The sequence below is a fragment of the bacterium genome, assembly GCA_018830565.1.
Taxonomy (GTDB): Bacteria; UBA9089; JAHJRX01; order JAHJRX01; family JAHJRX01; genus JAHJRX01.
This window is the reverse complement of sequence record JAHJRX010000070.1, coordinates 37,544-49,507: the sequence shown is the minus strand read 5'-3', so window position 1 is coordinate 49,507 and position 11,964 is coordinate 37,544. Positions and strand designations below refer to the sequence as shown.

Here is an 11,964-nt window from a genome sequence, read left to right as displayed (position 1 = left end):
TAATATGACCGCTGAATTAATTACTCCTATTGCTATGGAAAAAGAGCTTCGCTTTGCCATTCGTGAAGGTGGAAGAACAATAGGGGCAGGAGTGATTACAGAGATAATAGAGTAGTTAGAGGAGAAGATGTCTCAAAAAATTAGAATAAAGTTAAGTTCGTATGATTCTCGGTTATTAGATCAATCAATAAAGGATATTATTAAGACAGTAAAGCGAAGTGGCAGTAAAGTAGTAGGGGCTATCCCTTTGCCAACTGAAATAAGCCGATATACGGTACTTAGATCTCCGCATGTAGATAAGAAATCTAGAGAGCAGTTTGAGATGAGGGTGCATAAAAGATTGATAGATATTCTTGAACCTACTATGGATACTATAAATGCTCTTATGAAATTAGAATTATCTTCAGGGATTGAAGCAGAGATAAAGATTTAAAAAAGGTTAAGGATGAGAAGATGATTGGTTTGTTAGGAAGAAAGATAGGGATGACACATATATTTATCGAGCAAGGTGAGATGGTTCCTGTCACGGTAATAAAAGTAGGACCTTGCTATGTGGTTCAAAAGAAGACTATGGATGATGATGGATATAATGCTGTCCAATTAGGATATGAAGAGACCAAAGAAAAATTACTTAATAAGCCTAAAATAGGTCATCTGAAGAAAGCTAAGGTAGGTTTACTTAGACACTTACGTGAATTTAGGATGGCAGATTTAAGTAATTATGAAGTAGGTCAAGAAGTAAAGGTAGATCTTTTTAAAGAAGGAGAAATAGTTAATATAACTGGAACGACCAAAGGAAAAGGTTTTACGGGAGTAGTTAAACGTTGGGGATTCAAAGGAGGAAAGGCTTCTCATGGTTCTATGTTTCATCGAGCTCCAGGTTCTATTGGACAAGGTAGTTCTGATCCTTCTAGAGTCTTTAAAGGTACTAAGCTTCCTGGAAGAAAAGGAGGAAAAAGGTTTACCGTAACTAAACTTAAAGTAATAAAGGTTAACTTGGAGAAAAATTTAGTCTTGGTAAGAGGAGCAGTTCCAGGAAATGCCAATGGATTAGTGGAGATAAAGAGATATAAAGAAATTTGAGATTTTAAGATAAGGTTAAGTTTTCTAAGGAGAAGATTTTGGAAGTTGAAGTCTTAAATAATAAAAGTGAAATTCAAGAGAAGAGAGTAGGGTTTTCTGTTGAAGTTTTGAATAATAAAGGTGAAGTAACAGAAAAGGTGAGTTTAATCGAGGAAGTCTTTAATCATAAAGTGGTTATACCTGTTTTACATGAGGTAATAAAAGGCTATTTAAATAACAGACGCCTTGGTACGGCTTCAAGTAAGACAAGAGGGTTAGTTTCTGGAAGCGGAAGGAAGTTGTGGAAACAAAAAGGAACTGGTAGAGCTCGAGTGGGTAGTATTCGTAGTCCTCTTTGGAGAGGAGGAGGGACTGTTTTTGGACCCCTCCCTAAGGATTATTACGGAAAGTTACCTGCCAAGGTTAAGAAAAAAGCTTTATATATGTCCTTATCAGATAAGATTTTAAACCAGAAAATAAAAGTTATTAATGAATTTAGCTTTGAAAGTTTTAAAACTAAAGAAGCCGCAAATATTCTTTCTAATTTAAATTTAAGACTAAAAAAAGTTTTAATTGTAGTGGGAGAAGGAGAAGAAAGGGTAGTGGTTCCTTTTCGAAATATTAAAGGAATAAAAGTAATCAAAGTTAACGATCTTAATGCCTACGAAATTTTATTATTTCCAGAAATGTTATTTACTAAGAAGGCGTTAGATAAAATTCAGGGGTATCCAGAGTGAAATCTGAAACAGAAAAAATAATTATCAAACCTATTATTACAGAGAAAGCTACTGATTTATTAAAAGAAAACAAGTATGTTTTTGAAGTAAGTATCAAAGCTAATAAGATAGAGATTAAAAAAGCAATAGAGGACTATTTTAAGGTAAAAGTATTAAAAGTAAATACCTTAATTCAATATGGAAAATTTAAAAGAATTAGACATAAAGCAGGAAAGACTTCAGATTGGAAAAAAGCAATAGTTACCTTAAAAGAAGGTGAAGTTATAAATTTAGGGGCATGAAAAAGATATAAAAAAGGGATTATTCATTGTAAATTTATCATTACAAATTGTAAGTTTTAAATTTAAAATACTAAATTTGCAATTTAATAAGTCTTTAGCACGGTTACTATGAAGATATAGTAATTATTAATGAAAACCGGACATAGGAAATAATACCGACTGATTTTCAAGAGTGTAAAGTATAATTAGGAGTGTAAAGATAGAAGATGGGTATAAAGTATTATAAACCAGTTACTCCTGGGCGAAGAGGAATGTCGGCTGTAGATAATAAAGGATTAGATAAGACTAAACCTGAAAGGTCTTTGTTAAAAGTAGTAAAATACTCTGCCGGAAGAAACAATAAAGGACGAATTACTATTTGGCATAAAGGGGGGAGACACAAAAGACTTTATCGAGTTATTGATTTCAAACGAGATAAATTTGATATCCCGGCTAAAGTGGTTTCAATTGAATACGATCCTAATCGTTCAGCTAATATTGCTCTTTTAAATTACTTAGATGGAGAGAAGAGGTATATCTTAGCCCCAGAAGGATTAATTAAAGGAGATGTGGTGGTGGCAGGAGAAAAAGTAGAAATAAAAGCAGGAAATGCTCTTCCTTTAAAAAGTATTCCTACTGGTACAAATATTCATAATATAGAATTAAGAGAAAAAAAAGGGGGGCAATTAGCTAAAAGCGCAGGTAGCGTAGCCCAAGTAATGGCTAAAGAAGGAAATTACGGGTATATTAAACTTCCTTCGGGAGAAGTAAGAATGGTGCATTTGAATTGTATGGCTACCATAGGGCAGGTAGGTAATTTAGATCATGAAAATATATCTATAGGAAAAGCTGGTAGGTCTCGTCATTTAGGAATTCGTCCTACGGTAAGAGGTGTAGCTATGAATCCCGTAGATCATCCTTTGGGTGGAGGTGAAGGGAAGAGTTCAGGAGGAAGGCATCCTTGTACGCCATGGGGAAAGCCTACCAAAGGATATAAGACTAGGAATAATAAGACTACCGAGAAGATGATTATTAAACGACGAAAGAAGTAAAGAGGAGATTATGGGTAGATCGCTGAAAAAAGGACCTTATGCAGATGTGAAATTATTAAAGAAGGTTGAAGATATGTCTAAGGCAGGAGAGAAGAAGGTAATAAAGACTTGGTCTCGAAGATCCACCATCTTTCCAGAGATGATAAGTTATACGTTTGCAGTTCATAATGGCAAAAAGTTTATTCCCGTCTTTATTACGGAGAATATGGTGGGTCATAAATTAGGAGAGTTTTCTCATACTCGGACTTTTCGGGGACATAAAAAATCTGAAAAAAAGACTACTCTAAAGTGAGGAAGGTATAAAAACGTGGAAGCCAAAGCCATAGGTAAATATATAAGAATATCTCCTAGAAAGGTAAGGCAGGTTATTGATTTAATCAAAGGCAAAAAAGTAAGAGAGGCAACTAATATCTTAAAATATACTCCTAAGAAGGCCGCTTACTTATTGGCTAAAGTATTAAAGTCTGCTTCTTTTAATGCTGCTAATAAAAGAAAGGAAGTAGATGTAAATAATATGCGGATAAAATTGTGCTATGCTGATGGGGGACCAATGATTAAGAGGATTCAACCTCGAGCTATGGGTAGAGCTAATAGAATCTTAAAAAGAACAAGCCATATTACGGTAGTTTTAGAAGATTAAAAAAAGGAAGTTAAAGTGGGAAGAAGGTCTTCTTAAAATAATTGATCATGTTATGGTAGTTACGGTAGTTTTAGAAGATTAAAAAAAGGAAGTTAAAGTGGGAAGAAGGTCTTCTTAAAATAATTGATCATGTTATGGTAGTTACGGTAGTTTTAGAAGATTAAGAAAAGGAAGATTAATTATGGGGCAAAAGGTTCATCCTTATGGATTTCGAGTAGGTTATATTTATGACTGGCAATCAAAATGGTGCCTTAAAAAAGGTTATACGGAAGCTTTGCAGGAAGATTTAAGGATTAGAAGGAAGGTAGAAGAAAGACTTAAAACTGCTAATATTTCTAAGGTTATTTTAGAAAGAAGTGGGCAAAAGTTAAGGGTAGTTATTCATACTGCTCGTCCGGGAGTTGTTATTGGGCGAAGTGGGAGTGAGATAGAGAAATTAAAAAAGGAGTTAGAAAGCCTAAGTAGTAAAGAAATAACTTTAGATGTAGTTGAGATTAAGAAGGCGGAGTTAGAGGCGATGGTAGTTTCACAAGTTATTGCTCAACAACTTGTGAAAAGAGTATCTTATAAGAGAGCTATGAAGAGAGCAATAACGGCTGCCTTAAAAGCAGGTGCTTTAGGAATAAAGGTGATGTGTTCAGGTAGATTAGGGGGTGCAGCCATTGCCCGGACTGAATGGTATCGAGAAGGGAGGTTGCCTCTCCATACCATAAGAGCTGATATTGATTATGGGTTTAGTGAGGCTACTACCACTTATGGACAAGTAGGTGTTAAGGTTTGGATATTTAAAGGTGAAATTATTTTAAAAGAAAAGAAGGTAAAGTTAGAGGAATTAGAAAGCCAAGAAGAAAGTAAGTTACAAAAGTTAGTGGAAAAAGAAACAAACAAAGAAAAGGTGGAAGACTTAGAAGATAAGGAAGATAAGCAGGAAGAAATAATTAAAGAGACTATTGAAGAGATTGAGGAAGAAGAAAGTCAAGAAGAGGAAGTGAAAGTATAATGTTAATGCCTAAAAGAGTGAAGTATCGAAAACTTCACAGAGGTAGAATGAAAGGAAAAAGTCTTTCTGGTTGTGCCATTAATTTTGGAGAATATGGCTTACAAGCTTTGGAACCAGCTTGGATTACTGCTCGTCAGATAGAAGCAGCGCGAATTGCTATGACTCGTCATATTAAAAGAGGAGGGAAGATTTGGATTAGAGTATTTCCAGATAAGCCAGTAACTAAAAAACCAGCTGAAACTCGTATGGGAAAAGGAAAGGGGTCTCCTGAGTTTTGGGTAGCGGTAGTAAGGCCTGGTCGCATGCTTTTTGAATTGTCGGGAGTTTCTAAAGAAGTGGCTAAAGAAGCAATGAGGTTAACTTCTTATAAGTTACCTATTAAGACAAAATTTGTTTCTCGAGAAAGAGGGCTAGTGTGAAGTTTAAAGAATTAAGAGAGCTTTCTTTAGAAGAATTAAAGCAAAAAAAGGTCGACTTAAAAGAAGAATTTTTAAATCTAAGAGTGCAGTCTAGTTCAAAAAAATTAGATAATCCATTAAGGATGCGCTTGGTGAAAAGAATGATTGCTGCTGTAAATACAAAATTGAGAGAAAATAGTATTAAGTAAAGGAAAGAAAGATGAAAGAAAGAGGTCAGAAAAAAGTTAAAACTGGAGAGGTAATTAGCGATAAGATGGATAAGACTGTAGTAGTTAAAATAAAGAGATTGGTAAAGGATCCTCTCTATAAGAAATATGTTCGTAAGAGTTCTAAGTTTTATGCTCATGATGAAGAAAATAAATGCAAGATTGGTGATCGAGTAAAGATTATGGAGACTCGTCCTCTTTCTAAAACTAAACGGTGGAGAGTAGTGGAGATTGTAAGTTAAAGAGTAAGATAGTATTCTTATATAATTGAGGATTAAATGATTCAACAGCAGACATATTTAGAAGTAGCAGATAACTCAGGCGCTAAAAAGATTATGTGTATTAAGGTTTTAAAAGGAAGTAAAGCTCGTTATGCTAGAGTGGGAGATATTATTGTAGCTTCAGTAAAAGAGGCTACTCCTAATGCCCCTATAAAAAAAGGAGATGTCGTTAAGGCAGTAGTGGTTAGAACAACCAAAGAAACTAAACGAAAAGATGGTTCTTATATAAGATTTGATGATAACGCCGGAGTGATTATTGATGACCAGAAAGAACCCAGAGGAACAAGAGTTTTTGGGCCGGTAGCCAGAGAATTACGAGAAAAGCAATTTTTAAAAATTGTTACTTTGGCTCCTGAGGTAGTATAATCTAAAAATGGGAGTAGTTGTTAACGAAAATTAGACATAGGAAGTAATACCGAGCAATGAAAGATAAACTCATTAGAGTTGATTTGCTCTAAGTTAAATTTTCATTAATAGGTGCTATAAAGAATTATTTATACTAAGAGGTTATTAAAAGTATTTTTAATTTTTATTCCGATAAAGAAAGAGATTTAAAAGGTTATGCTTGGATTTAGTTTAAATGTCAAAAAAAATGATCAGGTAGCTGTAATTACCGGAAAAGACAAAGGGAAACAAGGTAAGGTTTTAAGGATTTTAAGAGCTAAGGGTAAGGTAATTATAGAAGGAGTTAATCAAAAAAAGAAACATTCTCGCCCTACTGGTAAGAATCCACAAGGTGGTATTATTGAAATTGATGCCCCCATCCATATTTCTAATGTGATGGTAATTTGTCCTAATTGTAGTAAACTTACCAGGATAGGAAAAAAGTTTTTGGGAAACGGGAAAAAAGTAAGAATATGTAAAAAGTGTCAGGAAGTAATTGAAAAGTAGGTGTTTATTATGGTTCGTTTAAAGGAAAAGTATTTTAAAGAGATAATTCCAGAAATGATGAGAAAATTTAATTGTAAAAATAGAAATACGGTACCTAAATTAGAAAAGATAGTCATTAATATGGGTGTTGGCGAAGCTAATACTAATATAAAAGCTTTAGATTCAGCGATGAAAGAATTAGCTCTCATTACCGGACAGTGTCCTACTAAAACTTATGCTAAAAAATCAATAGCTGCTTTTAAAGTTAAAGAAGGTATGCCTGTGGGGTGTAGAGTTACCTTAAGGGGAGATAAGATGTACGAAGTGTTAGATCGTCTGATTAATGTAGCTTTACCAAGAATAAGGGATTTTAAAGGAGTTAATTCTTCTTTTGATGGACAGGGAAATTATACTATGGGAATTAAGGAACAAATTATTTTTCCAGAAATAAATTATGATCAGATAGAGAAAGTAAGAGGAATGAATATTTCTATCGTTACCACTACTAATGATGATAAGAAAACACTTGATCTTTTGAGTCTTTTTGGATTACCTTTTACCAGGAGCTAAGTAAATAAATTTTATCTTAAAAATAGTTTGGTGAAAAATGGCAAAAAAATCTATGCTCATAAAAGCAAAAAAAGTACCTAAGTTTAAGGTTCAAAAGTATAATCGGTGTTCAATTTGTGGACGACCAAGAGGATATTATCAAAAATTTGATATGTGTAGGATTTGTTTTAGAAAGTTAGCCTTAGAAGGAAAGATACCGGGAATTATAAAAGCTAGTTGGTAAAGTAGCTGGTAAAAAAAAATTAGTAAGGATTGGTAAGGATTAAAAAATGGTTATAAATGATTCAATTGCTGATTTACTAACAAGAATTCGTAATGCTCAAAATGTTTATCATGATAAAGTCGATGCACCTGCTTCTAAGATTAAATTAAGTATTGTCGAGGCCTTAAAGAGAGAAGGATTTATTAAAAGCTTTAAGCTTATTGAGGATAATAAACAAGGGATGATTAGGATTTACCTAAGATATGGACCTTCCAAAGAAAAATATTTTGCTAAGTTAGTTAGAGTAAGTAAGCCAGGTCGAAGAGTGTATTTAGGCAAAGATAAAATTCCAAATGTTTTAAATGGCTTAGGAATAGCTGTTCTTTCTACTTCTAAAGGAATATTGACCAATAAGGAATGCCAACAATTAGGTATTGGCGGCGAAATGTTATGTTATGTTTATTAAGTTATGGTCCAATAAAGAACAAAATTTTATAATCAACTAAGATTATTAAAATTATATCCAAATAAATCAGGTTGGCAATTTTAGAATACAGAAGGACAGAATATTCTGACTACTGAATTCTAAATACTAAGGACTTAATTTTTACAAACCAATTTTGCTTGAGTCTATATTAAATTTAAATTAAGGTATTTAAGATGTCTCGAATTGGAAAAAAACCTATTTTATTAACAGAAAAAGTTTTAGCTAGTGTAAATAACCAGATGATTGAAATTACTGGTCCTAAGGGGACTTTGTCACGAGAGATCCATCCACTAATTTCAATGGTCGTGAAAGATAATAAGGTTATAGTTTCGACCAATAATAAAGATAAATTTGGTAAATCTCTTCATGGTCTTTATAGGGCTTTAATTAATAATATGGTTATTGGGGTAAGTGATGGGTTTTCTAAGCTTCTCCTTATTCATGGAGTTGGGTATAAAGCCGCCTTACAAGGACAGGTATTAAATCTACAGTTAGGTTATTCTCATTCTATTAGCTATCCTTCTCCTCCTGGGGTTACGATTGAAGTTCTTACTCCTACTCAAATTAAAGTTTCTGGAATAGACAAGGAATTAGTAGGTGAAATAGCAGCTAGGATTAGGGCATTTAAAAAGCCCAATGTTTACAAAGGAAAAGGAATTATGTACGAAGATGAGACAGTTAGGAAAAAACCTACTAAAACAGGAGTAAAAAAATAGTTATGCTGACTAATAAAAAGAAGATAGATAGAGACAAAAGACATAAAAGGATTCGACAAAAAATAGTAGGGACTGAAGAAAGACCAAGGCTATCTGTCTTTAGAAGTTCTAAGAATATATATGCTCAATTAGTTAACGATAGAGAAGGAAAGACCTTAACTTATGCTAATAGTTTAGAGAAAGATATAAGAGGTCAAGGTAAGATGGAAACTGCTAAATTGGTGGGTAGTTTAATTGCTAAAAGAGCTTTGGAGAAAAATATTAAAGAGGTAGTCTTTGACCGAGGTGGCTATCTATATCATGGGAGAATAAAGTCTTTAGCCGAAAGCGCTAGAGAAATTGGATTAAAATTTTAATGTAGGTATTAATGTAGGTATAAAAATGGATAAAAATGTAGAGACTAGAGAAGCAAATTTAATTGAAAAAGTTGTCAGTATCAGAAGAAATGCCAAGGTAGTAAAAGGAGGACGAAGGTTTAGCTTTAGTGCTTTGGTAGCCGTAGGTAATGGAATGAAAGAAGTAGGGATAGGTTTTGGTAAAGCTAAAGAAGTTTCCTTAGCTATTGCTAAAGCTGTAGGATTGGCTAAAAAACAGATGGTGGAAATTCCTACCAGTGGTAATACTATTCCTTGCCAAATAATAGGGAAGTTTGGAGCTTCAAAAGTTTTGCTTAAACCAGCAAGATCTGGTACGGGAATTGTAGCCGGAGGACCAATAAGAGCTATTTTTGAAGCAGCCGGCGTAAAGGATGTTTTAGCTAAATCTCTATGTAGTTCTAACGCTATTAATAATGTTTATGCGGCTATGGAAGGGATAAAAGAGATAAAAAAGATTTTAGAAAGAGTAAGGCTTCAAAAAGGGGTTTGATGAAGAAGATAAAGGTTACATTAGAAAGAGGTTTAGCTGGAAAGATTAATAAACATAAGAGAACTATCTTGGCTTTAGGTCTTAAGTATCCTCATTGTCAAGTAATAAAGGAAGATAATCCAGTCATTAGAGGAATGATTAGGAAAGTAAGTTATTTAGTAAAGGTAGAGGAAGTAAAAGAATGAATTTAGCTCAATTGTATCCGGCTATAGGTTCTACAAAAAAAAGGAAAAGAGTAGGAAGAGGTACTGGTTCAGGACACGGAGGAACTTCTACTCGGGGAAATAAAGGACAAAGAGCTCGCAGTGGGGGTAAGTCTCAGCCTTACCAGGGATTTGAAGGGGGGCAAATGCCTCTAATGAGGAGAACTCCTAAAAAGGGGTTTACTAATATTTTTAAGGAAAAATATAGTTTGGTTAATATTATTCACTTAAATAAGTTTAAAGCTAATACTAAAATAGACAAGGAATTGCTCTTAGCCAATAAAGTAATTAAAGGAAAGAAGTTTCCGGTGAAACTGTTATCTGAAGGAGAGATTAATTTTCCTGTAACTATCGTGGTTGACAAAATAAGTAAAAAAGCCAGAGAAAAGATAGAAAAGGCAGGGGGCAAGGTAGAGATAAATGCTTAAGGCTTTAGCTAACTCCTTCAAAATTTCTGATTTAAAGAAGAGGATTGTTTTTACTTTAGTCTTAATTATTGTGTTTAGAGTAGGGGCTTTTATTCCTACTCCAGGCATAGATGCGGTTGCTCTTTCAGAATATTTTAAAAGAATGCAAGGAACTATTTTAGGTTTCTTGAACTTATTTTCAGGAGGTGCTTTTGAGAATTTTTCTATCCTGGCTTTAGGCATTATGCCTTATATTAGCGCTTCTATTATTATTCAATTATTGACCGTCGTAATTCCTTATTTAGAGAAGTTATCTAAAGAAGGAGAGGTGGGTAGAAAAAAGATTACTCAGTATACCAGATGTAGTACTGTTCTTCTTAGTTTAATTCAATCTGCAGGTTTAAGTTTTTGGATGCAAAGCATTCAAGCTTCTGATGGGTCTTCTATTGTCTATCAACCGGGAATTTTTTTCCATTTAACAACCATGATCACTTTAACTACCGGGACAGTATTTCTAATGTGGCTGGGAGAGCAAATTACAGAAAGGGGAATTGGTAACGGAATTTCCTTGTTGATCTTTGCCGGCATTGTGGCCAATGTACCTGGAGATATTGCTAATACCATAAAGTTGTTATATACAGGAGAAATAAAGATATTGGCCATCTTATTTGTTTTAATCTTAATAGCCTTAGTTACAGCGGCGGTAATTATTATGCTTTTAGGGCAAAGAAGGGTTACGGTTCAATATGCCAAAAGAATTGTAGGAAGAAAGGTTTATGGAGGACAAAGTACCCATATTCCTTTGTTGGTTAATCAAGCTGGTGTTATTCCAGTAATATTTGCTTCTTCTATTTTAGCTTTTCCTTCTACTTTGGCTACTTTTCTGGGTAGAGATAATGCTATCATTAATAATATATTAAGTTACTTAGGACAAGGTGGGTTTTTATATAGCCTGATCTATGTAGCCTCGATAATTTTCTTTACTTATTTTTATACAGCTGTGATCTTTAATCCTAATGATGTAGCAGAGAATATGCGTAAACATGGAGGCTTTGTCCCTGGTATTCGTCCTGGTAAACCTACCGCTAATTATATTGATAATATCTTATCAAGGATTACTTTAGTAGGAGCTATATTTTTAGCCTTAATTGCTTTACTTCCAGATTTATTGATTAATTGGGTAAAGGTACCTTTTTATTTTGGAGGAACTGCTTTATTGATTGTCGTAGGAGTAAATTTAGATACCATCAAGCAGATTGAGTCTCATTTATTGATGAGAAATTATGAAGGGTTTATGAAGAAAGGTAAACTAAGAGGTAGAAGATAATGAGATTAATCTTTTTAGGTCCTCCAGGTGCAGGTAAAGGCACTCAAGCAAAAAGAGTAGCTTTGAAATATAAGATTCCTCAAATTTCTACAGGAGATATCCTAAGAAAGGCAATAGCTAATGAAACTAAAAAAGGGATAGAGGCCAGATCCTTTATGGAAAAAGGCCAATTAGTGCCAGATGAGATTATCTTAGGAATTATTAAAGATTATTTAATTAGTCAAGAAGGTAAGAACGGGTATATTTTAGACGGATTTCCAAGAACTATTAACCAAGCTATTGAATTAAATCATTTTTTAGAAGAGTTAGAAGTAAAGTTAACCGCGGTCATTAATTTTAAGGTAGAAAATGGGGTAGTAATAAAAAGGTTAGGCGGAAGAAGAGGGTGTAAAAGTTGTGGTGCTCTGTATCACTTAGAATACTTAAAACCTACCAAAGAAAATGTATGTAATGTCTGTCAAGGAGAATTATATCAAAGGAATGACGATACAGAAGAAGTAATAAAAAATAGGCTTTTAGTTTACGAAAGGTTAACTTCTCCTCTCATTGTTTTTTATCAAAGACTAAACTTATTAAAGGAGATAGATGGAGAAAAGGATATAGAAGTAATCTTTAATGAGATTATAGCTTTTCTTGAAGAAAGATTATGAAGAAAGAT

At 33.6% G+C, this 11,964-nt stretch carries 24 protein-coding genes; all 24 read left to right on the top strand.

The genetic code is table 11. The features are described 5' to 3' along the window. Nucleotides 1–115, top strand: a 115-nt coding sequence (locus KJ849_06820) for a hypothetical protein (GenBank protein ID MBU2600270.1), incomplete at its 5' end; no start/stop codon positions are given. 12 nt (nucleotides 116–127) lie between these two features. After that, a complete protein-coding gene (gene rpsJ, locus KJ849_06815) occupies nucleotides 128–433 on the top strand; it encodes a 30S ribosomal protein S10 (GenBank protein ID MBU2600269.1) in 306 nt (101 codons plus the stop codon). A 20-nt stretch (nucleotides 434–453) separates the two neighbouring features. Next, nucleotides 454–1,083, top strand: coding sequence for a 50S ribosomal protein L3 (gene rplC, locus KJ849_06810; protein ID MBU2600268.1), 630 nt, complete (start codon nucleotides 454–456; stop codon nucleotides 1,081–1,083). A gap of 38 nt (nucleotides 1,084–1,121) precedes the next feature. Further along, nucleotides 1,122–1,799: a 50S ribosomal protein L4 gene (gene rplD, locus KJ849_06805; GenBank protein MBU2600267.1), complete on the top strand. Its 678-nt coding sequence runs from the start codon at nucleotides 1,122–1,124 to the stop codon at nucleotides 1,797–1,799. Between the two features lie 17 nt (nucleotides 1,800–1,816). Next, the gene (gene rplW / locus KJ849_06800; GenBank protein ID MBU2600266.1) at nucleotides 1,817–2,080 is read left to right on the top strand and encodes a 50S ribosomal protein L23; all 264 of its coding nucleotides are present in this window, start codon (nucleotides 1,817–1,819) and stop codon (nucleotides 2,078–2,080) included. 206 nt (nucleotides 2,081–2,286) lie between these two features. Further along, nucleotides 2,287–3,111, top strand: a complete 825-nt coding sequence (gene rplB, locus KJ849_06795; protein MBU2600265.1) for a 50S ribosomal protein L2 — start codon at nucleotides 2,287–2,289, stop codon at nucleotides 3,109–3,111. Nucleotides 3,112–3,121: 10 nt separating this feature from the next. After that, nucleotides 3,122–3,403 carry a 30S ribosomal protein S19 gene (gene rpsS / locus KJ849_06790; protein ID MBU2600264.1) on the top strand — a complete coding sequence of 94 codons (282 nt, stop codon included), beginning with the start codon at nucleotides 3,122–3,124 and terminating at the stop codon, nucleotides 3,401–3,403. A gap of 15 nt (nucleotides 3,404–3,418) precedes the next feature. Next, nucleotides 3,419–3,751 carry a 50S ribosomal protein L22 gene (gene rplV / locus KJ849_06785; protein ID MBU2600263.1) on the top strand — a complete coding sequence of 111 codons (333 nt, stop codon included), beginning with the start codon at nucleotides 3,419–3,421 and terminating at the stop codon, nucleotides 3,749–3,751. Between the two features lie 181 nt (nucleotides 3,752–3,932). Beyond that, the gene (gene rpsC / locus KJ849_06780) at nucleotides 3,933–4,751 is read left to right on the top strand and encodes a 30S ribosomal protein S3 (GenBank protein MBU2600262.1); all 819 of its coding nucleotides are present in this window, start codon (nucleotides 3,933–3,935) and stop codon (nucleotides 4,749–4,751) included. After that, a complete protein-coding gene (gene rplP, locus KJ849_06775) occupies nucleotides 4,751–5,170 on the top strand; it encodes a 50S ribosomal protein L16 (GenBank protein ID MBU2600261.1) in 420 nt (139 codons plus the stop codon). The genes rpsC and rplP overlap by 1 nt, the downstream gene beginning before the upstream one ends. Continuing rightward, on the top strand, nucleotides 5,167–5,358 hold the full coding sequence (gene rpmC, locus KJ849_06770) for a 50S ribosomal protein L29 (GenBank protein MBU2600260.1): 192 nt from the start codon (nucleotides 5,167–5,169) through the stop codon (nucleotides 5,356–5,358). The genes rplP and rpmC overlap by 4 nt, the downstream gene beginning before the upstream one ends. An 11-nt stretch (nucleotides 5,359–5,369) precedes the next feature. Beyond that, on the top strand, nucleotides 5,370–5,618 hold the full coding sequence (gene rpsQ, locus KJ849_06765) for a 30S ribosomal protein S17 (GenBank protein MBU2600259.1): 249 nt from the start codon (nucleotides 5,370–5,372) through the stop codon (nucleotides 5,616–5,618). Nucleotides 5,619–5,654: 36 nt separating this feature from the next. Then, complete coding sequence (gene rplN / locus KJ849_06760; protein ID MBU2600258.1) at nucleotides 5,655–6,023, top strand: 50S ribosomal protein L14; 369 nt, start codon at nucleotides 5,655–5,657, stop codon at nucleotides 6,021–6,023. A gap of 195 nt (nucleotides 6,024–6,218) precedes the next feature. Further along, nucleotides 6,219–6,548: a 50S ribosomal protein L24 gene (gene rplX, locus KJ849_06755; protein ID MBU2600257.1), complete on the top strand. Its 330-nt coding sequence runs from the start codon at nucleotides 6,219–6,221 to the stop codon at nucleotides 6,546–6,548. 9 nt (nucleotides 6,549–6,557) lie between these two features. Further along, the gene (gene rplE, locus KJ849_06750) at nucleotides 6,558–7,097 is read left to right on the top strand and encodes a 50S ribosomal protein L5 (protein MBU2600256.1); all 540 of its coding nucleotides are present in this window, start codon (nucleotides 6,558–6,560) and stop codon (nucleotides 7,095–7,097) included. Between the two features lie 37 nt (nucleotides 7,098–7,134). Then, nucleotides 7,135–7,320, top strand: a complete 186-nt coding sequence (locus tag KJ849_06745; GenBank protein MBU2600255.1) for a type Z 30S ribosomal protein S14 — start codon at nucleotides 7,135–7,137, stop codon at nucleotides 7,318–7,320. Nucleotides 7,321–7,366: 46 nt separating this feature from the next. Beyond that, nucleotides 7,367–7,765 carry a 30S ribosomal protein S8 gene (rpsH, locus tag KJ849_06740; GenBank protein ID MBU2600254.1) on the top strand — a complete coding sequence of 133 codons (399 nt, stop codon included), beginning with the start codon at nucleotides 7,367–7,369 and terminating at the stop codon, nucleotides 7,763–7,765. A gap of 194 nt (nucleotides 7,766–7,959) precedes the next feature. Then, entirely contained in the window at nucleotides 7,960–8,502 is a 543-nt protein-coding gene (gene rplF / locus KJ849_06735) for a 50S ribosomal protein L6 (protein MBU2600253.1), read from the top strand. A 2-nt stretch (nucleotides 8,503–8,504) separates the two neighbouring features. Beyond that, nucleotides 8,505–8,858 carry a 50S ribosomal protein L18 gene (gene rplR, locus KJ849_06730; GenBank protein MBU2600252.1) on the top strand — a complete coding sequence of 118 codons (354 nt, stop codon included), beginning with the start codon at nucleotides 8,505–8,507 and terminating at the stop codon, nucleotides 8,856–8,858. A 25-nt stretch (nucleotides 8,859–8,883) separates the two neighbouring features. After that, nucleotides 8,884–9,369, top strand: a complete 486-nt coding sequence (gene rpsE, locus KJ849_06725) for a 30S ribosomal protein S5 (GenBank protein MBU2600251.1) — start codon at nucleotides 8,884–8,886, stop codon at nucleotides 9,367–9,369. Beyond that, nucleotides 9,369–9,554 (top strand): 50S ribosomal protein L30, encoded by a 186-nt coding sequence (gene rpmD, locus KJ849_06720; GenBank protein MBU2600250.1) that lies wholly within the window; start codon nucleotides 9,369–9,371, stop codon nucleotides 9,552–9,554. Before rpsE ends, rpmD begins: the two co-directional genes overlap by 1 nt. Further along, nucleotides 9,551–10,000: a 50S ribosomal protein L15 gene (rplO, locus tag KJ849_06715; GenBank protein MBU2600249.1), complete on the top strand. Its 450-nt coding sequence runs from the start codon at nucleotides 9,551–9,553 to the stop codon at nucleotides 9,998–10,000. Before rpmD ends, rplO begins: the two co-directional genes overlap by 4 nt. Beyond that, nucleotides 9,993–11,306, top strand: a complete 1,314-nt coding sequence (gene secY, locus KJ849_06710; GenBank protein MBU2600248.1) for a preprotein translocase subunit SecY — start codon at nucleotides 9,993–9,995, stop codon at nucleotides 11,304–11,306. Before rplO ends, secY begins: the two co-directional genes overlap by 8 nt. Further along, the gene (locus KJ849_06705; protein MBU2600247.1) at nucleotides 11,306–11,956 is read left to right on the top strand and encodes an adenylate kinase; all 651 of its coding nucleotides are present in this window, start codon (nucleotides 11,306–11,308) and stop codon (nucleotides 11,954–11,956) included. The genes secY and KJ849_06705 overlap by 1 nt, the downstream gene beginning before the upstream one ends. Nucleotides 11,957–11,964 lie beyond the last annotated feature (8 nt).